The following is a 21847-nucleotide window of genomic DNA, read 5'->3' on the forward strand; positions in this document are numbered from 1 at the left end:
ACCCGTCAGGAACGCGGCGTGATCGACCCGTTGGCGGCGATGCGCGCCGCCGAGTCCGGCAGGTCAGCGTCGCCCAGACCCCGTACCAGCGACAACGCCTGCTTGGCCGGGTCCGTCGCCGGTAGTCCGGGGGCCACCATGTGGGTCGGTACGAGGGAGCCCGCCACGTACGAGCCGTCCTTGCGCAGGGTCACCTTCAGCACGCCGCCGACACCCACCACCCCGTTGTAGATGAGCGACTTGTATCCGGCGAAGTTGCCCAGGGAGTACGCGATGAGCCGGCCCCGGTAGAACTCCATCGCCCGCATGACGTGCGGACCGTGCCCGATGACGAGATCCGCGCCGGCATCGACGACGGCGCGGGCGAACTTGATCGGGTCACCCCGGTTCTCCCCCAGGAACGTCTCGGTACCCGGCCGGACGTGGGTCTTGTCGGCCCCCTCCCCGCCCACGTGCATCTGCACCACGACCAGGTCGGCCCGGGCCTTGGCGTCCCTGACCAGGGCCGCTCCGGCGACGACGTCGACCACGTTGGCCGACCACGAGTACGACGCGAAGCCCAGGACCGCGATCTTGATGCCCTTGACCTCCACCACCGCGATCTGGCCCGGCGCGCCGGTGTGCACGAGGCCGGCGGCCTCCAGCGCGGTACGGGTCTGCCGGTTGCCCTCGGCGCCGAAGTCGTACGCGTGGTTGTTGGCGAGGTTGAGGACCTTGAAGCCGGCGTTCCGCAGCACCCCGGCGTACGCGGGGGGAGAGCGGAACGCGAAGCACGTGGTCCTCGGTGGCGGCGACGCGCCCGGTGACGGCTGCGGGCACTTGCTGACCCCCGTGTCGTTGGTCAGCGGCTGCTCGAGGTTGCCCATCTGGAGGTCGGCGCGCAGGGCGTTCTTGACACCGGCGAAGAAGTTCCTGGCGCCGTCCGGCGGCAGCCCGGCGGGCGCCGCCCCCATCACGATGTCGCCGGTGGCGGAGATGGAGACCGTGTCGCCCGACGCCGGTGGGGCGATCGACAGCGGGTCGGCACCGGCATCGGGTGCACCCGCGTCCCCCGGCGGAGCCGACCAGCGTGGCGCGGCGTCCAGGCCGGTGTCCTGCGAGGTCAGCACCGTCGCACCGGCCGCGAACCCGGCCGCCAGCAGCCCGACCAGGCTCGCGACCAGGAGTACGGGGCGGACCCGCGGCCGGCGCGGGGGTGGCGGAGCGGTGGCTCGCCGGGCGGCGGCCCGATCGGCCGCGGTCGGCCCCGCACCGGCCCTGGCGGCGGTCCTGCCCGGCGGGAGGGAACGCCCGGACGGTCCAGTGACCGGGTGGTCCGGACCAGCGCCCCGCATCGTCATGGCAACACCCACCGTTGTCGGCCGTGCGGCGCCCGCCGCTGGCGCGACCCTACCCCAGCCAGCGACGACGGCGAATTACCCGAACGGTCCTGAGCGCTTTCACCTCAGCACCGGCGCGGCCCCGCCGACATGATAGGCGACCGATCGGGGTACGGCGGTGCTGAAGCATGGGCGGTACGAGCGGATATGCTGCCCGTGCCGGGCCCTGGGTGGATGGCATACCTACTGGTAGGTATGCCTAAACTGGCTCGCAGCAGGCGTTGCCGTGACCCCCCGACGGCATCGCACTCTTGAGCGACAGAGGTGACGCATGGACGAGGTACTTGCCCGGAGTGGGATCTTCCAGGGTGTCGACCCTGAAGCCGCGGATGTCCTCGTCAAGGAGATGGACACCATAGAGGTCCGTAAGGGCGAGGTGGTCTTCAGCGAGGGAGAGCCGGGCGACAGCCTGTACATCGTGCTCTCCGGGAAGATCAAGGTCGGTCGGCGGGCAGCCGACGGCCGGCAGAACCTCATCGCCGTGATGGGCCCGAGCGACATGGTCGGCGAGCTCTCGCTGTTCGACCCCGGCCCGCGGACGGCCACCGCCACCGCGGTCGTCGACACCCGCCTGGCCCGGCTGCGCAAGCAGGCGCTGCGGCCGTGGCTGACCCATCGACCGGAGATCGCGGAGCAGTTGCTGCGGGTGCTGGCGCGCAGGCTGCGCCGGACGAACGACTCGCTGGCCGACCTGATCTTCACCGACGTGCCCGGCCGGGTCGCCAAGAACCTCCTGCAGATGGCGGGACGGTTCGGCACCCGGGACGGCGGGGTCCTGCGCGTGACGCACGACCTGACCCAGGAGGAGCTTGCCCAGCTGGTCGGCGCCTCCCGGGAGACCGTCAACAAGGCCCTGGCCGACTTCGCCTCGCGCGGTTGGCTGCGCCTCGACGGCAAGAGCGTGATCATCCTCGACCCCGAGCGGCTGGCTCGCCGCGCCCGCGTCTGAGGTAAACGTTTCCGGCGATCTCGGACGCCCGGTGGTGCCACAGGCCCGCCCGCGTCCGAGATCGCCGTTTTCGTGCGTACCAAAAAGTCAGTCTTGACTGTTTGTTTTTGACGGACCAAGCTGGCGGGTGTGACGGCCAACACCCGAGCGCCGCAGCAGGAGCGCAGCCGCGCGACTCAACAGCGGCTGCTCGAAGCGACCGTCGAGTGCCTGGTCGAGTTCGGCTGGTCGGGCGCGTCGACCACCGTGATCGCGGAGCGCGCGGGGGTCTCCCGCGGCGCCCAACTGCACCACTACCCCACCCGCGCGGCCCTCGTGCTCGCCGCCGTCGAGCACCTCTCCGAGCGGCGCGCCGCCGAGATCCGCGCCGAGGCCGCCGCGCTCACCGGTGACCCCGAGGACCGCGTCGAACAGGTCATCGACATGCTGGCCGCGGCCTTCACCGGCCCGCTGTACGTGGCGGCGCTCGAGGTCTGGGTGGCCGCCCGTACCGATCTCGACCTCAAAGCCGCGCTGATCCCGCTGGAGGCCCGGGTCGGGCGCGAGATGCACCGACTCACCGTCGACCTGCTGGGCGCCGACGAGACCAGGCCGGGGGTGCGGGAGTCCGTGCAGGCCACCCTCGACCTGCTGCGCGGGCTCGGCGTGGCCAACCTGCTCAGCGACGACTCGCACCGCCGGGAGCAGTTGCTCGCGGCGTGGAAACGCCAGCTCACCACCGCTATCCGGGAGCCGTAGATGGTCGACCTCGCCGAACTGTTGACCGACCTGGACGCGGAGTCCGCCGACCTGGACCGCGTCGTCGCCGGCCTGCCCGACGAGGCCTGGCGACGGCCGACCCCCGCGCCCGGCTGGACCGTCGCGCACCAGATCGCGCACCTCGCCTGGACCGACTCGGTCGCGACGCTCGCCGCGACCGACCGTGAAGGCTTCGCGGCCGTCCTGGCCGAGGCCGCCCGCGACTCGACCGGGCTGGTCGACCGGACGGCGGCCGACGGCATCGGACCCGACCTGCTGGACCGCTGGCGGCGTGGGCGCAGGGCTCTGCAGGAGGCGCTCGCCGGGGCCGACCCGGGGGCGAAGCTGCCCTGGTTCGGGCCGCCGATGTCACCGGCGATGACCGCCACCGGCCGGTTGATGGAGACCTGGGCGCACGGGCAGGACGTGGCCGACGCGCTCGGGATCACCCGTACGCCGACCGCTCGCCTGCGCCATGTCGCGTATATCGGGTTCCGCACGCTCGGCCACGGGTTCGCCGCCCACGGTCGTCCGGTGCCGTCCGAATCTGTCCGAGTGGAGCTGACCGCACCCGACGGCGAACTGTGGACCCTGGGGCCGGCCGACGCCGCCAACCGGGTCACCGGTTCGGCCCTGGACTTCTGCCTGCTGGTCACGCAGCGCCGGCACCGCGCCGACCTGGCGCTGAAGGCCACCGGACCGGTCGCCGACGAGTGGCTCGACGTGGCACAGGCGTTCGCCGGCCCGCCCGGAGCCGGACGCGAGCCGGGAGCCGGACGCGAGCCGGGAGCCGGACGCGAACCGGAAGCCGGACGGGAGCCGGCGAAATGACCGGAACGACGCTGCGCATCGGCAACGCCTCCGGCTTCTACGGCGACCGCCTCTCCGCCTGGCGCGAAATGCTCGACGGCGGCGACCTGGACGTCCTGACCGGCGACTACCTGGCCGAGCTGACCATGCTCATCCTCGGCCGGGACCGCGCCAAGGACGCCGCGAGCGGGTACGCGAAGACGTTCCTGCGACAGATGCGGCAGTCGCTCAGCACGGCGCTGGAGCGCGGCGTCAAGATCGTCACGAACGCCGGTGGCCTCAACCCGTCCGGCCTGGCCGACGCCCTGCGCGCGCTGGAACTGCCCGCGAAGATCGGCGTCGTCTCCGGCGACGACGTGACCGGCCGCTTCCCGTCCGCACTGACGGCCAACGCCTACCTCGGCGCGTTCGGCATCGCGGAGTGCCTGCGCGCCGGCGCCGACATCGTGGTGACCGGCCGGGTCACCGACGCCTCCCTCGTGGTCGGGCCGGCCATCGCGCACTTCGGCTGGTCGCGGGGTGACCTCGACGCCCTGGCCGGGGCGACCGTCGCCGGGCACGTCCTGGAGTGCGGCGCCCAGGCGACCGGCGGCAACTTCGCCTTCTTCACCGAGCTGCCCGACGGCGGCCGCCGCCCCGGCTTCCCCATCTCGGAACTGCACGCCGACGGCTCCGCCGTCATAACCAAACACCCGGGTACGGGCGGAGCCGTCACACCCGACACGGTCACCGCCCAACTGCTGTACGAGATCGGAGCCCCCGCCTACCTCGGCCCGGACGTGGTCGCGCACTTCGACACGATCCGGGTGACCGGGGCCGGCCCGGACCGGGTGCGCCTCGACGGGGTGCGCGGCACGCCGCCCCCACCCACCCTGAAGGTGGGCGTCAGCACCCTCGCGGGCTACCGCAACGCGATGACGTTCGTGCTCTGCGGGCTGGACATCGAGGCCAAGGCGGCGCTGGCCCGGTCCCAGGTGGAGGACGCGGTCGGCGCCGACGGACTGGAGTTCACGCTGGCCCGTACCGACCACCCCGACTCCGACACCGAGGAGGCGGCGAGCGCGCTGCTGCACGTACACCTCGCCGACGCCGACCCCCGGCGGGCCGGGCGCGCGTTCTCGCAGGCCGCGGTGGAGCTGGCGCTCGCGTCGTACCCGGGGTTCACGCTGACCGGGCCGCCGGGCGACGCGACGCCGGTCGGGGTGTTCACCGCGGAGTTCGTACCCCAGGAGTCGGTCGAGCACGTCGCGGTGCTGCCGTCCGGTGAGCGGGTGGAGATCGATCCACCCGAGATCGTCGCAACGTCCCCGGAGTCGTGGCCTCCGGATGCCTCCGGGACCACGACCTCCGAGGTGACGTTGGGGCGATCAACGACGCGACGGGTGCCGCTCGGCGCGATCGTCGGGGCCCGCTCCGGTGACAAGGGCGGCGACGCCAACCTCGGCGTCTGGGCGCGCAACGACGGCTCCTACCAGTGGCTGCGGGAGTTCCTGACCGTGGAGCGGCTGCGGGGCCTGCTGCCGGAGACGGCGGCGCTGGCCGTCGAGCGGTACGAGCTGCCGAACCTCCGCGCGCTCAACTTCGTCGTACCGGGTCTGCTCGGGCGGGGCGTGGCGGCCTCCACCCGGTTCGACCCGCAGGCCAAGGCGTTGGGCGAGTGGCTGCGTTCGCGCCTGGTGGACGTACCGGAGGAGCTGCTGTGACCGATCCGTTCAGCACACCGGAGCGGCGGGCGCTGCGCGAGCTGACCCGGCGGTTCGTCGAGAGGGAGGTCCTCCCCCACCTCGACGACTGGGAGCGCGCCGGCGAGGTGCCGCGCGAGCTGCACCGGAAGGCAGCGACCGCAGGGCTCCTCGGCATCGGCTTCGCCGAGGGGGTCGGCGGCCAGGGAGGCGACCTGCTCGACACCGTCGTCGTCACCGAGGAGCTGATCCAGGCCGGCGGCTCGTCGGGCCTGGTCGCCGCGCTGTTCACGCACGGGATCGCGCTGCCGCACATCGTGGCGGCGGGTGGCGCAGAGCTCATTGATCGATATGTCAGACCGACGTTGAACGGCGAGAAGATCGGTGCGCTCGCCATCACCGAGCCCGACGGCGGCTCCGACGTGGCCGGCATCCGGACCAAGGCGGTCCGCGACGGCGACCACTACGTCGTCAACGGCTCGAAGACGTACATCACCAGCGGCGCGCGGGCCGACTTCGTGACGACCGCCGTCAGGACGGACAACGGGATCTCGCTGCTCGTCATCGATCACCCGACCGTCACCCGGCGGCTGGAGAAGATGGGCTGGCACTGCTCGGACACCGCGGAACTGGCCTTCGTCGACACGCGCGTACCGGCGGGCAACCTCGTCGGCGCCGAGGGCACCGGCTTCGCCCAGATCATGCGCCACTTCGGAGGCGAACGGATCTCCCTGGCGGTCCAGTGCTACGCGACCGCGCAGCGCTGTCTCGACCTCACGACGGCATGGACGCGGCAGAGAGCCACCTTCGGACGACCACTCGCGAGCCGCCAGGTGGTCCGGCACCGCCTCGCCGAGATGGCCCGGAAGGTCGATGTGGCGCGGACGTACGTACGACACACCGCTGTCCGTGTCGCCAGTGGCGAGCCGCTCGTTACGGAGGTGGCAATGGCGAAGAACACCGCGGTCGAGGCGTGCGACAGCGTGGTCGACGAGGCCGTACAGCTACACGGCGGCCTCGGCTACCTCCGCGGTACCGAGGTGGAGCGGCACTACCGCGACGCCCGGATCATGGGCATCGGCGGCGGCACGACGGAGATCATGAACGAGATCATCGCGAAGCAGTTGGGGGTCTAGGCATGCCGGTGCTCGAAACGGACCTGGACCTGCGCTCCTCGTCCGCCATGGACAACCGGAGCGCGATGCTCCGGCGCCTCGACGAGCTGACGGAAGCCCTGGAACAGGCCAGGGCCGGTGGCGGCGACAAGTACGTCACCCGGCACCACGCACGGGGCAAGCTACTGGCCCGCGAGCGCATCGAACTGCTGCTGGACCGGGACGCGCCCTTCCTGGAACTGTCCCCGCTCGCCGCCTGGGGTACCGACCACTCGGTCGGCGCCGGCGTGGTGACCGGCATCGGCGTGGTCGAGGGCGTCACCTGCATGGTCATCGCCAACGATCCGACGGTACGCGGCGGCGCGGTCAACCCGTACTCCCTGAAGAAGACCCAGCGGGCCGGCGAGATCGCCCGGACCAACCGGCTGCCGATGATCAACCTGGTCGAGTCCGGCGGCGCCGACCTGCCGGCCCAGGCGGAGATCTTCATCCCGGGCGGTGGCGTGTTCCGGGACCTGACCCGGCTCTCCGCCGCCGGCATCCCCACGATCGCCGTGGTCTTCGGCAACGCGACGGCCGGCGGGGCGTACGTCCCCGGCATGTCCGACTACACGATCTTCGTACGCGACCGGGCCAAGGTCTTCCTGGCCGGCCCTCCGCTGGTCAAGATGGCCACCGGCGAGGACACAGACGACGAGTCGCTCGGCGGCGCACAGATGCACGCGACCAGGAGCGGCCTGGCCGACTTCCTCGCCGAGGACGAGCGCGACGGGATCCGGCTGGCCCGGGCCTGCGTCGCCCGGCTCAACCGGGGATCGGCCCTGCCGGGGATGAGCCCGCCGCCGAAGTACGACCCCGAGGACCTGCTCGCGATCCCGTCGGCCGATCTGCGGGTGCCCTTCGACCCGCGCGAGATCCTGGCCCGGGTCCTCGACGGCAGCGAGTTCGACGAGTTCAAGCCGGCGTACGGCACCGCGCTGTGCACGGGCTGGGGGCGCATCCACGGGTACCCGATCGGTGTCCTCGCCAACGCCCGCGGCATCCTGTTCTCCCAGGAGGCGCAGAAGGCGGCGCAGTTCATCCAGCTCGCCAACTCCTCCCGCACTCCCCTGCTGTTCCTGCAGAACACCACCGGGTACATGGTGGGCGCCGACTACGAGCAGGCCGGCATCATCAAGCACGGCGCCCTGATGATCAACGCGGTGGCGAACTCGACCGTGCCGCATCTGACGGTCAACATCGGGGCCTCGTACGGCGCGGGCAACTACGGCATGTGCGGCCGCGCGTACGACCCCCGGTTCCTGTTCACCTGGCCCAACGCCAAGTCGGCGGTGATGGGGCCGGCCCAGCTCGCCGGGGTGCTGTCGATCGTCGCCCGCCAGGCCGCGGAGGCCAAGGGCCGGCCGTACGACGAGGAGCAGGACGCCCAGATGCGGGCGATGGTCGAGCACAAGATCGACAAGGAGTCGGCGGCACTGTTCCTGTCCGGCCGGCTGTACGACGACGGCGTGATCGACCCGCGCGATACCCGTACCGTACTGGGTTTTTGCCTGGCTGTTGTCCAAGCTGACACAGCGGTTGTCCAGAGCGACTCTGAGCGCGCCGGCTACGGCGTCTTCCGGATGTGAGGTTGACGATGATCAAAAGGTTGCTCGTCGCCAACCGGGGGGAGATCGCCCGCCGGATCTTCGCCACCTGCCGCGCGATCGGCGTGGAGACGGTCGCGGTGTACTCCAACGCGGACGCAGACTCCCCCCACGTCGCCGAGGCCGACTTCGCCGTGAACCTGCCGGGCAACGCGGCGTCCGCCACGTACCTGCGCGGCGACCTGATCGTCGCGGCCGCACTGCGGGCCGGCGCGGACGCGGTGCACCCCGGGTACGGCTTCCTGTCGGAGAACGCCGACTTCGCGCAGGCCGTCGTCGACGCCCGCCTGACCTGGGTCGGGCCGCCGCCCAAGGCGATCGCGCTGATGGGGTCCAAACTGGAGGCCAAGGCGCTGCTGGCCGAGGCGGGCGTGAACATGCTGCCCAGCCACACCGACCCGGACGAGGTCGACGTCTTCCCGGTACTCGTGAAGGCGTCCGCGGGCGGCGGCGGACGGGGCATGCGGGTCGTCCGGGACCGCGAGTCACTGGCAGAGGCGGTCGCGTCGGCCCGCAGGGAGGCCGCGTCGGCGTTCGGCGACGGTACGGTCTTCTGCGAGCGGTACGTGGAGGGCGCCCGCCACATCGAGGTGCAGGTACTCGCCGACGGCTTCGGCAACGTGGTGACCCTCGGCGAGCGGGAGTGCTCGATCCAGCGCCGCCACCAGAAAATCGTCGAGGAGACCCCCTCGCCGGCCGTGACACCGACGCTGCGCGAGGAGCTGTGCGCCGCCGCGGTCATCGCCGCGCAGGCCGTCGGGTACGTGGGCGCGGGCACGGTGGAGTTCCTGCTCTCCCCGTCCGGCGAGTTCTACTTCCTGGAGATGAACACCCGGCTGCAGGTCGAGCACCCGGTCACCGAGTGCGTCGTCGGAGTCGACCTGGTACGCCTCCAGTTGCTCGTCGCCGAGGGCGACGCGCTGCCGTTCGACGGCCCGCCCCCGCTGCGCGGGCACGCGATCGAGGCGCGGCTGTACGCCGAGGACCCGGCGTCCGCCTGGGCGCCGTCGACCGGGACGCTGCACCGGTTCGCGATCCCCGGGGTGTCGCACGCGTTCGGCCCGCTGCCCGTACCCGGCCTGCGGCTGGACTCGGGCGTGGGCGACGGCTCCGTGGTCGGGGTGCACTACGACCCGATGCTGGCCAAGCTGATCGCGTGGGGGCCGTCCCGGGCGGAGGCGGCCCGGCTGCTCTCCACGGCGCTGGCCCACGCCCGGATCCACGGCCTCAAGACCAACCGCGACCTGCTGGTACGCGTACTGCGGCACCCGTCGTTCCTCGCCGGCACCATCGACACCGGCTTCCTGGACACCCACCCGGAGGTCTTCGCGCCCCTGCTGGCCGGCGTGGACGCGACCCGGCTGTCGTGCCTCGCGGCGGCGCTCGCCGGGTCGGCGCAGCGGTCGGCGGCGTCGTCGCTGCCCTCGGGGTGGCGCAACGTCCCCTCGGCTCCGCAGCGGGTGGCCTTCGAGGGGCCGACCGGGTGCCTGGAGGTCAGCTACCGGCTGGACCGGTCGGGCGCGCTGGCCGAGTGGTCGGTACGCCCGGTCGACCGCGACGAGGCCGGGCTGCCGGGCGCTGCCGGCGGGGCCTCCCCGCACGACCACCCGCCGGCCGCGATCGTGTCGGCGGCGCCGGACCGGGTGGTGCTCGACGTGTCCGGCATCCGGCTGTCGTACGCGATCCACCGGGTCGACGGCGTGTCCTACGTGGACAGCTCCGAGGGCTCGGTGACGCTGACCGAGCTACCCCGCTTCCCGGCGCGCTCCGCCGAGGCGAGCGCGGGCTCCCTGGTGGCGCCGTTGCCGGGTGCGGTGACCCGGGTGCTGGTCGTACCCGGCCAGCGCGTCTCCGCCGGCGACCTGCTGCTCACGCTCGAGGCGATGAAGCTCGAACACGCCGTACACGCGCCGGCCGGGGGCATCGTCGCCGACCTGCGCGTCGGCCCGGGCTCCCAGGTGGAGACCGGCACCCTGCTCGCCGTCCTGAACCCCGATTAGGTCCTCTCCAGCGCTGAAAGGTCCGCCCCTCATGGACTTCGACCTGACCCCGGAACAGCAGTTGCTCCGCGACTCCGTCGCCGCGCTCGGCCGGCGCTTCGGACACTCGTACTACGTCGACAAGGCCAAGGCCGGCGAGCACACCGACGAGCTGTGGGCGGAGGCGGCCAAGCTCGGGTACCTGGGCGTGGGCGTGCCGACCGAGTACGGCGGCGGTGGCGGCGGCATCACCGAGCTGGCGATCGTCTCGGAGGAGCTGGCCGCGGCCGGCTGCCCGCTGCTGCTGATCGTGGTGTCGCCCGCGATCGCGGCGACGGTGATAGCCAGGCACGGTACGCCCGAACAGCGCACCGCCTACCTGCCCGGCTTCGCGGACGGGACGCTGAAGTGCTGCTTCGCGATCACCGAGCCCGACGCCGGCTCCAACTTCCACCGCCTGGCGACGGTGGCCCGCCGCGACGGCGACGACTACGTCCTGTCCGGGCGCAAGGTCTTCATCTCCGGTGTCGACGAGAGCGCGTACGTCCTGGTCGTCGCCCGGATGGCCGACGAGCGCAGCGGCCGGTTGCAGCCGGCGCTGTTCGTCGTCCCGACCGACGCCCCTGGCCTGTCGACCACGAAGATCGACATGGAGATCGTGTCGCCGGAGAACCAGTACATGCTCTTCCTCGACGACGTCCGGGTACCGGCGGACGCCCTGGTCGGCGGTTCGGTCGACGCCGGCCTGCCCGCGCTGTTCAGCGGCCTGAACCCGGAGCGGATCACGGTCGCCGCGATGGGGATCGGGACGGCCCGGTACGCCCTGGAGCGGGCCTCGTCCTATGTGGCCGGTCGCTCGGTCTGGGGCCGGCCGGTCGGCTCGCACCAGGGCGTCGCGCACCCGTTGGCGCACGCCGCGGTGCAGGTGGAGCTGGCCCGGTTGATGATCGCCAAGGCGGCCCACCTGTACGACGCCGGCCGCGACGTGGAGGCCGGCGTGGCGGCGAACATGGCCAAGTACGCCTCGTCCGAGGCCGCGGTGCTCGCCGTCGACACCGCGATCCAGGTACACGGTGGGAACGGGATGACCACCGAGTACGGGGTCGCGACGCTGATGGGCGGGGTACGGGCCGGCCGGATCGCCCCGGTGTCCCGCGAGATGATCCTCAACTTCGTGGCCCAGCACGTACTCGGCCAGGAGAAGTCGTACTAGTCGGCCGACCGCTCCGCGACGGTGCGCCGCTCGGGTAGCCAGCGCCAGCGACGGCGGCGGGGCGAGGCGGCTGTGGGCGCCGAGTAGGCCCGCGTCTGCTCGTCGTTCCCGGCGAACTCGTCGCCGACCTCGGCGGTGTCACCGGCGCTGACGCGATCCTCCGCGTGGAGCGGGGCGGGGCCGGACTCGCTCGGCCGCCGGACCGGTGTGCTGAACACCGGGCGGCGGCTCGGCGCCGTCGGCCGCGGACCGCTGAGGTTGAAGTCGAACGCGTACAGGGCGTCGCGCAGCTCCACCGCGGTCGGGCGCACCATCTCGTCGTTGGCCATGCCCGCGCGCAGCAGCCCCATCAGTTCCGGTGGCACACCCGGCACGTCCGGGATCGGCTCGCCGAAGACGTCCACCATCGACACCAGGCTCGGATTGACGTCGTCACGCCAGCGTGGCGGCCGGCCGCGCATCAGTGCGTACAGCGTGGCGCACAGCGCGTAGACGTCGGCGGCCGGTGAGGGCGGCGCATACCTGAACATCTCCGGCGACGCATACGCCGGCGTGAGGACATCCAGCGTGATCGAGTGGTCGCGCACCTCGGCCAGCACGGCCAGCCCGAAGTCGGCCAACTGTGGCTCACCGAAGCGGGAGATCAGCAGATTCGCCGGTTTCACGTCCCGGTGCAGCACGCCCAGGGCGTGCGCGTCGGCGAGGGCATCGGCGATCTTCACCCCGACGTCGCGCGCCTCGACCGGCGACAACGGGTTCGTCTTCATCCGGTCCGCGTACGACCCCTCGCACAGTTCCATGATCAGATAAGGGTGGCCGTTGGCGGTCATTCCGGCGTCGAACAGGTCGATCACATTCGGATGACCGGACATCCGTCCGGCGGCGCGCGCCTCCCGCAGGAACCGGTGCTGATCACCCTCACTTTCCAGGCGACGATTCTCGACCTTGACCGCGACGTCGCGCCCCACCGACTCCTGCACCGCCCGGTAGACGGTGGCGTAGCCACCGCGGGCAAGGACGGACAACCCGGTCAGGCCGGGCACCGTCGGCACGGTGGGGCGTACATCGGTCACGATAGAAAAATACTTCAGGTGTCTGACGACATATGTCGCACGGTGGTCACGTTTACCGCGTTGATCGTATTTATCGGCCGGCCGGAATAACCGGACCCGGGAAATCAAATGACCAAAAGGACGATCAGGACAGTGCCGACAGTACGTCCCGGGTGATCGCCCGTTCGGAAATCTGCTGGGTCGCGTGCGCCTCCCGGAGCGCGGCGGAGGCGACGGTCACGGCCTCGGCCCGCTGGCCGACCGCACCGAGCGCCATGGCCAGCGCCCGCCCGGCGTGCACCCGGCTGCGGACGTCCTCGCCGGGCGCCGCGACGGCCCGGCGCGCCCACTCCAGCGCCTCCTCGGCGCGGCCGGCGGCCAGCAGCGCCTCCGCGTAGTACGCGACCGCCTCCCGGCGGGGGAAGAGCAACGACGGTACGTCGACCGGCGCGGCCACATCCGCCAACAGGTCCACGGCGGCCGGCGCGTCGCCGTCGGCCAGGCGCGCGGCGGCCAGCAGTACCGTCGGGCCGACCTGCGCCGACTCGAGGACGTCGTGCGGCTCGACGACGGCGAGCACCGCCCGGGCGTCGTCCTCCGCGTCCGCCACGTCACCCCGGTCGAGCAGGACGAAGCCCCGGATCGTACGGGCCATGCCGATCAACAGCGGGTGACCGGTCTTCTCCCCGTACTCGAGGGCGTCGCTGAGCAGGTCGATCGCGTGCGTGGACTCACCCAGCCCGCGCGCGATGACCCCCCGTACGACCAGCGCGAGGCCCCGGCCCCAGTCGTCGTCGGCGGCCGCGAAGTCCCGGTAGGACCGGCGTGCGTCCCGGTCGGCCTCGGCAAGCTCACCCACCTCGGCGGCCGCGAAGGCCTCCACCGAGCGCAGGGTGCCGACCGCCCAGGCCTCGCCCACCCGCTCACCGAACGGCAGGAAGACCCGCGCGAGCCGGCGCGCCTCGCTCAGCCGGCCGGCGAGCATGCGGACGAAGGCGGTCGTCCCGCGCATCCACGCCCGACCCACCGGGTCGCCCAGCTCGGCGAAGCGGCGGGCCGACCGGCCCAGCGCGAGATCCGCGCCGGCGAAGTCTCCCCGGGTCGTGGTGACCCACGCCAGGTTCTGCAGCGACCACGCCTGGCTGCGCCGGTCGCCGGTACCGACCGCGATCTGGTAGGCCGCCGCGAACCGGTCACCGGCCTCCGCCAGCCGCCCGGCGAGGTAGTCGGCCATCCCCAGCCGGCGCAGCGCCTCCGCCCGCTCGGCGGGCCGCCCCGCCGCGGTCGCCGCGGCCAGGGCCTCCTCCCAGGTGGTGTACGCCCGCTGGTGGTCACCGGTGGTCCGGTACGCCCGCCCGGCGAGCAGCAGCGCGCCGGCGCGGACAGCGGCGTCGTCGCCCGCGTTGGCCGCGATCTTCTCCGCCCACCCGAGGGCGTCGGCGATCCGGCCGGTCTGCAACAGCGCGCGGGCCTGGATGAGCCGGTCGGCCGGGGAGAGCACCCCGCCGGCCAGTGCCGCCGCCCGTTCGGCGTGCGCCACCGCCTGCGACGGCTCACCGCTGACCAGCGCCTGCCGGGCCAGCCGGCCGAGTACGGCGACGCCGAGCGGCGCGACCGCCCGTACGGTCTCGTCGGCACGCAGCCCGACGGCGTCGGCCAGCACCATGGCCCGCTCGGCGTGCTCGGCGACGAAGGCGTCCGCCGCCTCGGCGGTCATGCCGACCCGCCCCGGTCGGGGGCGGCCGGGCTCGGGCCTGGCGGACGGCGTCGGCTCGGCCGCCCACCCGGCCAGCAGCGCGTGCCGCTGCGCCAGGTCGGCCTTGCCCACGCCGGCGTACGCCGCCTCGCGCAGCAGCGGGGTGGCGAACGCGTACCCACCCTTGACCTTGCGCAGCATCCTGCGTTGCAGGAGCTCCTCGACGGCCCGCGCCAGCTCGACGGCCGCCACCGCGGACGGCCGGCCGCCGGCCCGGCCGGCCCGCAGCGCCTCGAGCGCCCCGCTGGGTACGGTGTCGCCGACGACGGCCGCGTCGCGCAGGACGGCCCGGGCGTGCGGCGGCAGCGCGTCGATACGCGCGGCGAGGACCGCGGCGAGGTCACGGGAGAGCAGGCGGCCGCCGAGCGAGCCCGGCGCCAGCCCCCATCCCGTACCGGTACTGGTCAGAAGCCCCCGCTCCTGCAGCAGCGCGACGAGTTCGGCCAGGTAGAAGGGGTTGCCCTGGGCGGTGGCCAGCAGCCGGTCCTCGTCGGCCTGCGGCAGCCGGCCACCGCTCAGGTAGCTGGTCAGCAGCCGGGCCGCGTCCGCTCCGCGCAGGGCCGGCAGCGCCGACACCTCGGCGTCGGCGAGCCGGTTGAGGATGCCCGCGGTGCGTACCAGTTCCGGGCGGCCCAACAGCAGTACGAGGGCCGGGCCGGACAGGCGCGACATCGTGATGCCGAGCGCGTCGACGGTGTCCGGGGTGGCGTCGTGCAGGTCGTCCACGACGATCAGGAGCGGCTCCTCGGCGGCGAGGGCGGACAGCAGGTCGGCCACGGCCGCCGGGATCGCCTCGAGATCGAGGTCGTCGACCGGTCCGGCGCTGGCGCCCCAGCCGCCGCGCGCGCCGGCGGGACCGGCCCAGGCGGCCCGGTCGGCGGGGCCGGTCACCTCGGAGCGCCCTGCCTCGCCGTACCCGATGAGGGTCAACAGCAGCTCGGTCGCCAGGCGCGGGCCCTCGGTAGCCGCGGGGGCGGTCTCCTCGGCAACCGGGGGCGTGGACCGCGCCCGGGTACGCGTGTGCCGGGCGAGCCGCTGGCCCAGTCGGCGCAGCCGCTCCTCTGCCTGCTCCCGCGTTGTCGGGGCGTCGGCCGGCAGGCCGATCGCGGCCCGTACCAGGTCGGCGAGGGGCGCCAGCCGACGGCGCTCGCCGAAAGCGGCGCAGTGCACCGACAGCACCCGGGCGCCCGTAGTGGGCGCGAACCCGCCGACCGGGTACCCGGCGACGAAGCGCTCCACCTCGCAGGCGAACCGGGTCTTACCCAGCCCCGCCTCGGCGGTCATGATCAGAATTCGGGGCTCTTCCCGGTCGACGACCTCGGCCAGCCGCCCGGCCACGCGGCCCAGCTCGGTCTCCCGGCCCACGAACGGCGCCTCGTCACCCAGGCCGGACCGGCTACCGGGCGCGTCCAGCAGGCCGAGCAGCTCGTACGCCTCGACCGGCTCCCGCTTGCCCTTGAGCCGCAGCGGGCGCAGCGCCCGCCAGGAGGCCACCCGCCGGGTGGCCGCAGACGTGACGGCACCGGCGTAGACGGCGCCGACCGCGGCCGCGTCGGCCAACCTGGCCGCGGTGTTGACGGTGTCACCGATGACGGTGTACTCCAGCGCGGCCTGCACCCCGGCGACGACGGCCCCGGTGTTCAGGCCGACGCGTAGTCCCAACGGGGCGCCACCACCGCGCTCGTCGTCGAGGACCCGCCGCACCGCCCGCTGCATCGACAGCGCGGCGCGGACCGCCCGCTCGGCGTCGTCCTCGTGCGCCACCGGCGCGCCGAAGACGGCCATGATGCCGTCACCGGTGAGCTTGTCGACGTGCCCGCCGAAGGTCTTGACCGAGCCGGCGAGGGCCGCGAGGACCCGGTCGGTGACCGCGCCGACCCGCTCGGGGTCGACGTCCTCGGCCCACGCGGTGAAGTCGGAGAGGTCACCGAAGAGGACCGTCACGACGCGGCGCTCCGCGGCCGGCAGGGTCGCCGCCGCCGGTAACGCCGAACCGCAGTTGTGGCAGAACCGCGCGCCGGGTACGGCGACGGTTCCGCACACAGGACAGGTCACAGCTCGTCCAACCCCGGGGATGGTGCCCGTGATTCCCGCTCCAGGTGCGCCAGCTGTGCCCGTACCGACCACTCGGCCGCCGGCCACAACACCGGGTCGACATCGGCGTACACGACCCGTACGACCTGCTCGGCGGTCTCCGCGCCGGCCGCCAGCGCCGCCCGCACCTGTTCCAGTCGGGCGAGCCGGTGTTCGAGGTAGTACCCGGCCGCGACGGCGCAGTCCGCGAGCGCCGGCCCGTGCCCGGGCAGGGCGGGTACCGGGCCCTCCTGTCGCAGCCGGCGCAGGCTGGACAGGTAGTCGCCGAGGTCGCCGTCGGGCCAGGCCACCACGGTGGTCCCCCGCCCGAGGATGGTGTCGCCGGTGAAGACGACGTCCCGGACGCGGTAGCTGACCGAGTCGCCGGTGTGCCCGGGCGTGGCGATCGGCTTGACCTCGAGGCTCCCGACGATGACCGGCCGGTCCGGGTCCAGCGGGCCGCCGCCCACGCAGTGCGCGGGGTCGAGACCCGCCACCCGTACGCCGCCGAGCAGCCCGGACAGGCGCGCGGCGCCCTCGACGTGATCATGGTGGCCGTGGGTGAGCAGGATCAACTCCACCGGCGCGTGCGCCGCGATCGCGGTGAGGTGCCCCTCGTCGAGCGGCCCGGGGTCGATCACGACCGCCGGCTCACCGTCGGCCGCGCGCAGCACCCACGTGTTCGTCCCGTCGAGGGTCATGGGGCCCGGGTTGGGCGCGCGCAGCAGCGTGACCCACGTCGGCAGCGTGTCGAGCAGGGCCGCCGTGGGCGCGGTCACATGGGTCACCATGCCCTGGATGGTACGGCGTGGTCGGCGCTGTCCCGGCAGGCATTCGAAGAGCCGAACTCTTGACTCAGGGTTCATCAATTGCTGCGCTGGGTGTACCAGCGTTCCCGAGTCCCCCCGAGTGGTGCGCATTGCGGCAAGACGTGATCGTCGCCTTCCTGGCCGGCGCGGTACTCGCGGTCGCCCTGATCCTGGCCGCGGCCTACCTGGTCCGCCGGCAGCGGGACCTGGCCCGTACCGCCGTGGAGGCGCTGCGCGAGGAGTGGCTGGACCCGTTCGCCGAGCACCTGCGCGGCCTCACCGAGGAGCAGCGCGAGACCGCGCACCGGCTCGACCAGGTACGCACGGCGCTGACCGAGGTGCAGCAGAACCTCGACGAGCTGAACCGGCGCTTCCTCGCGGTACGCACGGAGGTCCGGCGGCAGTCCGACGACGCGCTGGCGGCCCGGTACCGCGCGCACCTGGGGTTGCTCGACGAAGGGCTGCTCAAGGGCCTGGTCTCCGCCGGGAGCCCGGTTGCCGCCGACCGGATCCTCACGAAGTACCTGCGAGCCGCCCGGGCCCTCGAACTGCAGACCACGCTGCTGACCGCGGCCGACGGCGGCCGCCACGTGCGGCTGTGGCTGCGGCGGCGGGCCGCCGGTGACGCCCCGGAGGAGCTGGACCGGCGGGTACAGGACGCCCTGGCCGAGGTACGCGCCTGGCGCGACGACGTGGCCGACCATCGGCAGGCCGCCTCGCCACCGGCCCGCGCCCTGGCCGACGCGATCGCGCTGCTGGGTACCCAGGGCGACGCCTTCATGCAGCTCGGCCGGGCCGTCTTCGTCAACGCGGAGGCCCGGCTCAGCGTCGCCGTGCTGACCGACAGCGATCTCGCCTACCTGGAGGAGCACCCGGATCTGGTGACCTCGCCGTCGCGGGCGCTGGCCCGGATGCGGGCCGTGATGCGGGGGCGGTACCTCGACCTCACCCCGACGCTGCGCGCCCTCACCCGGTCATGATCGCCTATCGAACGATCAGCTGACCTCGAAGATCGCCTCGACCTCGACGGGGGCGCCCAGCGGCAGTTCGGCCACGCCGACGGCGCTCCGCGCGTGCCGCCCGGCCTCGCCGAACACGGCGCCGAACAGCTCGCTGGCGCCGTTGATCACTCCCGGCTGCCCGGTGAAGCCCTCGGCCGAGGCGACGAAGCCGACGACCTTCACGACCTTGACGATCCGCTCCAGGCCGACCAGCGAGTCGACCGCCGCCAGCGCGTTCAGCGCGCACTGCCGGGCAAGCTCGGCGGCGCGCTCGGGCGCGACGTCGGCGCCGACCTTGCCGGTGGCGACCAGCTGCCCGTCGACGATCGGGAGCTGGCCGGAGACGTACACGTGGTTGCCCGACTGCACGGCCGGCACGTACGACGCCAGCGGCGCCACCACGGCGGGCAGCTTCAGGCCCAGCTCGGCCAGCTTGTCGCGGGCCGGCGCCCCGCTCATCGGTCGCCCTCGGACTGCCGAGGCCGCTTGAGGTAGGCGACGAGCTGCTCGGTGTTCGGTCCCGGTACGACCGCGACCAGCTCCCAACCGTCCTCGCCCCAGTTGTCCAGGATCTGCTTGGTGGCGTGGACCAGCAGCGGCACGGTGGCGTACTCCCACTTCTGCATCGCGAGAAGGCTCCTAGGTCAAGGTGTCTACGGCCACAGCCTAAGGGCTGGGACCACGCGCACGTGATCGAGGACCGGACGGACATGGATAGGCTGACCAAGATCGAGCCGATGACCACCGATCGGGGGGCACCCGGTCCGTTCCGCGCCGACTACCCTTGGCGGCGGCCATATCCCTCGGCCGCACGGACGTTTTGAAGGCGAGGACATGAGCCAGCCGCCCGGATACCGGCCCGAGCCGGACGAGCCGCAGCCGACCTCGGGTGCGCCGACCTTCGGCGCACCGCACCCCGCGGAGCCGGGCCGGCCACCCGCCACGCCGTCGGGTGCGCGACGGCGGCGCAGCCTGCTGATCACGTCGATCGTCCTGGGTGTGGTGCTGCTACTCTGCGGTGGCGGCGGCACCGCGGCGTACTTCCTGATCGAGAACGTCGGTGGCGAGGGCAAGCCGAACCCGGCGGCCGCGGTCGACAGCTTCCTCACGGCGGTCTTCCGGGAACACGACGCGGAGAAGGCGACCAGGCTCGTCTGCACCGGGTCCCGGAACAAGGCGGCGCTGAGCAAGAAGATCGCCGAGCTGCGCTCGTACGAGCAGAAGTACAAGTCGCCGCGGTACAGCTGGCCGACGCCCACCCTGCAGTCGCGCAAGGGCAACACGGCGACCCTGACCGTCCCCGTCAAGATAACGACGGCCGACGAGCGTACGGCGGAGAAGCAGCTGACGTTCGTCACGGTGGACGATTCCGGCTGGTGGGTCTGCGACGTTCGGGGCGCGGGCTAGCTACCCTCGGTTGCGTGGCTTCTTCTGAACATCCCGACTGGTCGGCGCGCCTGCACGTGGTGACCGGCAAGGGCGGTACCGGTAAGACGACCGTGGCCGCCGCGCTGGCGATCGCGCTGGCGGCCGGTGGCCGCCGGGTCCTGCTGACCGAGGTCGAGGGCCGGCAGGGCATCGCCCAGCTGTTCGAACTGCCGCCGCTGCCGTACGAGGAGCGCGTGGTCGCGAGCGCGCCCGGCGGCGGCGAGGTACGGGCGCTCGCGATCGACGCCGAAGCGGCGCTGCTGGAGTACCTGGACATGTTCTACCGGCTGGGCGTGGCCGGGCGGGCGCTGCAGAAGATGGGTGCGGTCGACTTCGCCACGACGATCGCGCCGGGCATGCGCGACGTCCTGCTCACCGGCAAGCTCAAGGAGGCGGTCACCCGCACCGCGAACGGGCACCGGGCCTACGACGCCGTGGTCGTCGACGCGCCGCCCACCGGCCGGATCGGCCGCTTCCTCAACGTGACGGCGGAGACCGCCCGGCTGGCGAAGGTCGGCCCGATCAAGTCGCAGAGCGAGGGCGTGTCGGCGATCCTGCGTTCGCCGATGACCGCGGTCCACGTCGTCACCCTGCTGGAGGAGATGCCGGTACAGGAGACCGTCGACGCGACCGAGGAGCTTCGGGCGCTCGGCATCCCGATCGGCACGGTGGTCGTCAACGCCGCCCGGGCGCCGATGCTCACCGGCGCCCGGCTCAGCCCCGCCGAGATCCGCCGCGGGTTGACCGAGGCCGGCCTGCCCACCGACCGGGAGACCGTGGCCGGCCTGGTGGCCGAGGCGAAGGCGTACAAGGCGCGCCTCGGGGTCGAGGTGGGGTTGCGTGACGACCTGGCGGCGCTGGGCCGCCCCGTCGTGGAACTGCCCTCCCTGGCCGACGGCGTGACCCGCGAAGGCCTGGACACCCTCGCCGGCAGGCTGCTCGCGGACGACTGACGACATGTGATGATGGGCGCCCCGTCCCGGGCGCACGGGCGGTTCGCCTGCGTAGCCGGATACGCTCGCAGCGTGGCCGATCACAGTGACCGACACCGGAGCCCTGACCTCGACGTCGATGCCCTCCTCGCCGACCCGGGGATCCGCATCGTCGTGTGCTGTGGCTCCGGCGGTGTGGGCAAGACCACGACGGCGGCCGCGCTCGGGCTGCGGGCGGCCGAGCGGCACGGGCGGCGCACCGTCGTGCTCACCATCGACCCGGCCCGCCGGCTGGCCCAGTCGCTCGGGCTGACCTCGCTCGACAACACCCCGCGCCAGGTCAAGGGCGTGGAGGCCGACGGCGGCGAACTGCACGCCATGATGCTGGACATGAAGCGGACCTTCGACGAGGTCGTGCTCGCGCACACCGACGCGAACAAGGCCGAGGAGATCTTCGCCAACCCCTTCTACCAGGCCATGAGCTCCACGTTCTCCGGAACGCAGGAGTACATGGCGATGGAGAAGCTGGGCCAGTTGAGGGCCCGGGGCGAGTGGGACCTGATCGTGGTCGACACCCCACCGTCGAGGTCCGCGCTCGACTTCCTGGACGCCCCGGCCCGGCTGTCGCGATTCCTCGACGGTCGGATGATCCGGATGCTGCTCGTACCGGCCCGGGTCGGTGGCCGGAGCATGTTCAAGCTGGCCTCGGCCTCGTTCGGGGTGTTCACCCGGGCGGTGACGAAGGTCCTGGGCACGCAGCTGCTGACCGACGTGTCGACGTTCGTGGCCGCGCTCGACTCGATGTTCGGCGGCTTCCGGGAGCGGGCCGAGCGCACGTACCGGATCCTGCAGGACCCGGAGACGGCGTTCCTGGTCGTCGCCGCGCCCGAGCCGGACGCGATCCGGGAGGCGGCCTACTTCGCCGACCGGCTGGACAGCGAGCGGATGCCGCTGACCGGCCTCGTCCTCAACCGGATGACCACCGTCGCGGCGCCGGCGATCGGCTCGGACAGTGCCCGGGCCGCCGCGGTACGCCTCGACGAGGTCGGCGGCCACGGCGTGACCGCCGACGCGATGCGGGTACACGCGGCGCTGGTCGATCAGCACACCCGCCAGGTGGCGGTCGCCGAGCGGTTCGTCTCGGCGTACCCGCAGGTTCCCGTGGTCGAGGTGCCGGCACAGGCGGTCGACGTCCACGACCTCGACGGGCTGCGGGCGATCGGCCGGTCGTTAGCCGGCGCCTGAGTCATCGACCGAGGCGCGGGCGCGGCCGCATCCCGCGGCC

At 72.9% G+C, this 21847-nt stretch carries 18 protein-coding genes; 12 read left to right on the forward strand and 6 right to left on the reverse strand.

Features of this window, described 5'->3' with window-relative positions; all coding sequences use genetic code 11:
• Window positions 1-5: 5 nt before the first annotated feature.
• Window positions 6-1340 (reverse strand): CapA family protein, encoded by a 1335-nt coding sequence (locus tag Pme01_RS23885; RefSeq protein ID WP_239088419.1) that lies wholly within the window; start codon window positions 1338-1340, stop codon window positions 6-8.
• 310 nt (window positions 1341-1650) lie between these two features.
• Here Pme01_RS23885 and Pme01_RS23890 point away from each other — a divergent pair, with 310 nt between their 5' ends.
• The 8 genes from Pme01_RS23890 (at window position 1651) to Pme01_RS23925 (ending at window position 11511) form a co-directional block, all read left to right on the forward strand.
• Window positions 1651-2328, forward strand: coding sequence for a Crp/Fnr family transcriptional regulator (locus Pme01_RS23890; RefSeq protein WP_168115237.1), 678 nt, complete (start codon window positions 1651-1653; stop codon window positions 2326-2328).
• A gap of 129 nt (window positions 2329-2457) precedes the next feature.
• On the forward strand, window positions 2458-3066 hold the full coding sequence (locus tag Pme01_RS23895) for a TetR/AcrR family transcriptional regulator (RefSeq protein WP_373315523.1): 609 nt from the start codon (window positions 2458-2460) through the stop codon (window positions 3064-3066).
• The gene (locus tag Pme01_RS23900) at window positions 3067-3897 is read left to right on the forward strand and encodes a TIGR03084 family metal-binding protein (protein WP_168115236.1); all 831 of its coding nucleotides are present in this window, start codon (window positions 3067-3069) and stop codon (window positions 3895-3897) included. It abuts the gene before it with no gap.
• Window positions 3894-5579: an acyclic terpene utilization AtuA family protein gene (locus tag Pme01_RS23905; protein ID WP_168115235.1), complete on the forward strand. Its 1686-nt coding sequence runs from the start codon at window positions 3894-3896 to the stop codon at window positions 5577-5579. The genes Pme01_RS23900 and Pme01_RS23905 overlap by 4 nt, the downstream gene beginning before the upstream one ends.
• Window positions 5576-6694 (forward strand): acyl-CoA dehydrogenase family protein, encoded by a 1119-nt coding sequence (locus tag Pme01_RS23910; protein ID WP_168115234.1) that lies wholly within the window; start codon window positions 5576-5578, stop codon window positions 6692-6694. Before Pme01_RS23905 ends, Pme01_RS23910 begins: the two co-directional genes overlap by 4 nt.
• Window positions 6695-6696: 2 nt before the next feature.
• Window positions 6697-8301 carry an acyl-CoA carboxylase subunit beta gene (locus Pme01_RS23915; RefSeq protein WP_168115233.1) on the forward strand — a complete coding sequence of 535 codons (1605 nt, stop codon included), beginning with the start codon at window positions 6697-6699 and terminating at the stop codon, window positions 8299-8301.
• Between the two features lie 8 nt (window positions 8302-8309).
• Complete coding sequence (locus Pme01_RS23920; protein ID WP_168115232.1) at window positions 8310-10319, forward strand: acetyl/propionyl/methylcrotonyl-CoA carboxylase subunit alpha; 2010 nt, start codon at window positions 8310-8312, stop codon at window positions 10317-10319.
• 31 nt (window positions 10320-10350) lie between these two features.
• Window positions 10351-11511: an acyl-CoA dehydrogenase family protein gene (locus Pme01_RS23925; RefSeq protein WP_168115231.1), complete on the forward strand. Its 1161-nt coding sequence runs from the start codon at window positions 10351-10353 to the stop codon at window positions 11509-11511.
• Here Pme01_RS23925 and Pme01_RS23930 read toward each other — a convergent pair.
• The 3 genes from Pme01_RS23930 to Pme01_RS23940 all read right to left on the reverse strand — a co-directional run bounded on the left by Pme01_RS23930 (window position 11508) and on the right by Pme01_RS23940 (window position 17183).
• Window positions 11508-12584 (reverse strand): serine/threonine-protein kinase, encoded by a 1077-nt coding sequence (locus Pme01_RS23930; protein WP_239088420.1) that lies wholly within the window; start codon window positions 12582-12584, stop codon window positions 11508-11510. The genes Pme01_RS23925 and Pme01_RS23930 overlap by 4 nt on opposite strands.
• Before the next feature lie 124 nt (window positions 12585-12708).
• The gene (locus tag Pme01_RS23935; RefSeq protein ID WP_168115230.1) at window positions 12709-16374 is read right to left on the reverse strand and encodes an adenylate/guanylate cyclase domain-containing protein; all 3666 of its coding nucleotides are present in this window, start codon (window positions 16372-16374) and stop codon (window positions 12709-12711) included.
• Window positions 16371-17183, reverse strand: a complete 813-nt coding sequence (locus Pme01_RS23940) for an MBL fold metallo-hydrolase (RefSeq protein ID WP_168115229.1) — start codon at window positions 17181-17183, stop codon at window positions 16371-16373. Before Pme01_RS23940 ends, Pme01_RS23935 begins: the two co-directional genes overlap by 4 nt.
• A gap of 128 nt (window positions 17184-17311) precedes the next feature.
• Here Pme01_RS23940 and Pme01_RS23945 point away from each other — a divergent pair, with 128 nt between their 5' ends.
• The gene (locus Pme01_RS23945) at window positions 17312-18181 is read left to right on the forward strand and encodes a hypothetical protein (RefSeq protein ID WP_168115228.1); all 870 of its coding nucleotides are present in this window, start codon (window positions 17312-17314) and stop codon (window positions 18179-18181) included.
• A gap of 15 nt (window positions 18182-18196) precedes the next feature.
• Here the strand turns inward: Pme01_RS23945 and Pme01_RS23950 are convergent, their stop codons facing one another.
• Together Pme01_RS23950 and sp36 are read right to left on the reverse strand one after the other, a co-directional pair.
• The gene (locus Pme01_RS23950; protein ID WP_168115227.1) at window positions 18197-18661 is read right to left on the reverse strand and encodes a RidA family protein; all 465 of its coding nucleotides are present in this window, start codon (window positions 18659-18661) and stop codon (window positions 18197-18199) included.
• Complete coding sequence (gene sp36 / locus Pme01_RS23955; RefSeq protein WP_168115226.1) at window positions 18658-18828, reverse strand: Sp36 family protein; 171 nt, start codon at window positions 18826-18828, stop codon at window positions 18658-18660. Before sp36 ends, Pme01_RS23950 begins: the two co-directional genes overlap by 4 nt.
• Before the next feature lie 208 nt (window positions 18829-19036).
• Here sp36 and Pme01_RS23960 point away from each other — a divergent pair, with 208 nt between their 5' ends.
• Genes Pme01_RS23960 through bagB form a run of 3 tightly spaced genes read left to right on the forward strand, consistent with a single transcriptional unit; the run spans window position 19037 to window position 21807 of the window.
• Window positions 19037-19609 carry an Rv0361 family membrane protein gene (locus Pme01_RS23960; protein WP_168115225.1) on the forward strand — a complete coding sequence of 191 codons (573 nt, stop codon included), beginning with the start codon at window positions 19037-19039 and terminating at the stop codon, window positions 19607-19609.
• 14 nt (window positions 19610-19623) lie between these two features.
• Entirely contained in the window at window positions 19624-20583 is a 960-nt protein-coding gene (gene bagA, locus Pme01_RS23965; protein WP_168115224.1) for an ATPase BagA, read from the forward strand.
• 12 nt (window positions 20584-20595) lie between these two features.
• Window positions 20596-21807, forward strand: a complete 1212-nt coding sequence (gene bagB, locus Pme01_RS23970) for an ArsA family ATPase (RefSeq protein ID WP_168115295.1) — start codon at window positions 20596-20598, stop codon at window positions 21805-21807.
• The last annotated feature ends 40 nt before the right edge of the window (window positions 21808-21847 follow it).

The sequence above is a fragment of the Planosporangium mesophilum genome (assembly GCF_016863255.1).
Classification (GTDB): Bacteria; Actinomycetota; Actinomycetes; order Mycobacteriales; family Micromonosporaceae; genus Planosporangium; species Planosporangium mesophilum.

Excerpts from the sequence above, each read along its gene's own strand:
- Pme01_RS23885 (WP_239088419.1), bottom strand. The coding sequence starts at position 1,340 with ATGACGATGCGGGGCGCTGGTCCGGACCACCCGGTCACTGGACCGTCC.
- Pme01_RS23890 (WP_168115237.1), top strand. The coding sequence starts at position 1,651 with ATGGACGAGGTACTTGCCCGGAGTGGGATCTTCCAGGGTGTCGACCCT.
- Pme01_RS23900 (WP_168115236.1), top strand. The coding sequence starts at position 3,067 with ATGGTCGACCTCGCCGAACTGTTGACCGACCTGGACGCGGAGTCCGCC.
- Pme01_RS23905 (WP_168115235.1), top strand. The coding sequence starts at position 3,894 with ATGACCGGAACGACGCTGCGCATCGGCAACGCCTCCGGCTTCTACGGC.
- Pme01_RS23915 (WP_168115233.1), top strand. The coding sequence starts at position 6,697 with ATGCCGGTGCTCGAAACGGACCTGGACCTGCGCTCCTCGTCCGCCATG.
- Pme01_RS23920 (WP_168115232.1), top strand. The coding sequence starts at position 8,310 with ATGATCAAAAGGTTGCTCGTCGCCAACCGGGGGGAGATCGCCCGCCGG.
- Pme01_RS23925 (WP_168115231.1), top strand. The coding sequence starts at position 10,351 with ATGGACTTCGACCTGACCCCGGAACAGCAGTTGCTCCGCGACTCCGTC.
- Pme01_RS23940 (WP_168115229.1), bottom strand. The coding sequence starts at position 17,183 with ATGGTGACCCATGTGACCGCGCCCACGGCGGCCCTGCTCGACACGCTG.
- Pme01_RS23950 (WP_168115227.1), bottom strand. The coding sequence starts at position 18,661 with ATGAGCGGGGCGCCGGCCCGCGACAAGCTGGCCGAGCTGGGCCTGAAG.
- sp36 (WP_168115226.1), bottom strand. The coding sequence starts at position 18,828 with ATGCAGAAGTGGGAGTACGCCACCGTGCCGCTGCTGGTCCACGCCACC.
- Pme01_RS23960 (WP_168115225.1), top strand. The coding sequence starts at position 19,037 with ATGAGCCAGCCGCCCGGATACCGGCCCGAGCCGGACGAGCCGCAGCCG.
- bagB (WP_168115295.1), top strand. The coding sequence starts at position 20,596 with ATGGGCGCCCCGTCCCGGGCGCACGGGCGGTTCGCCTGCGTAGCCGGA.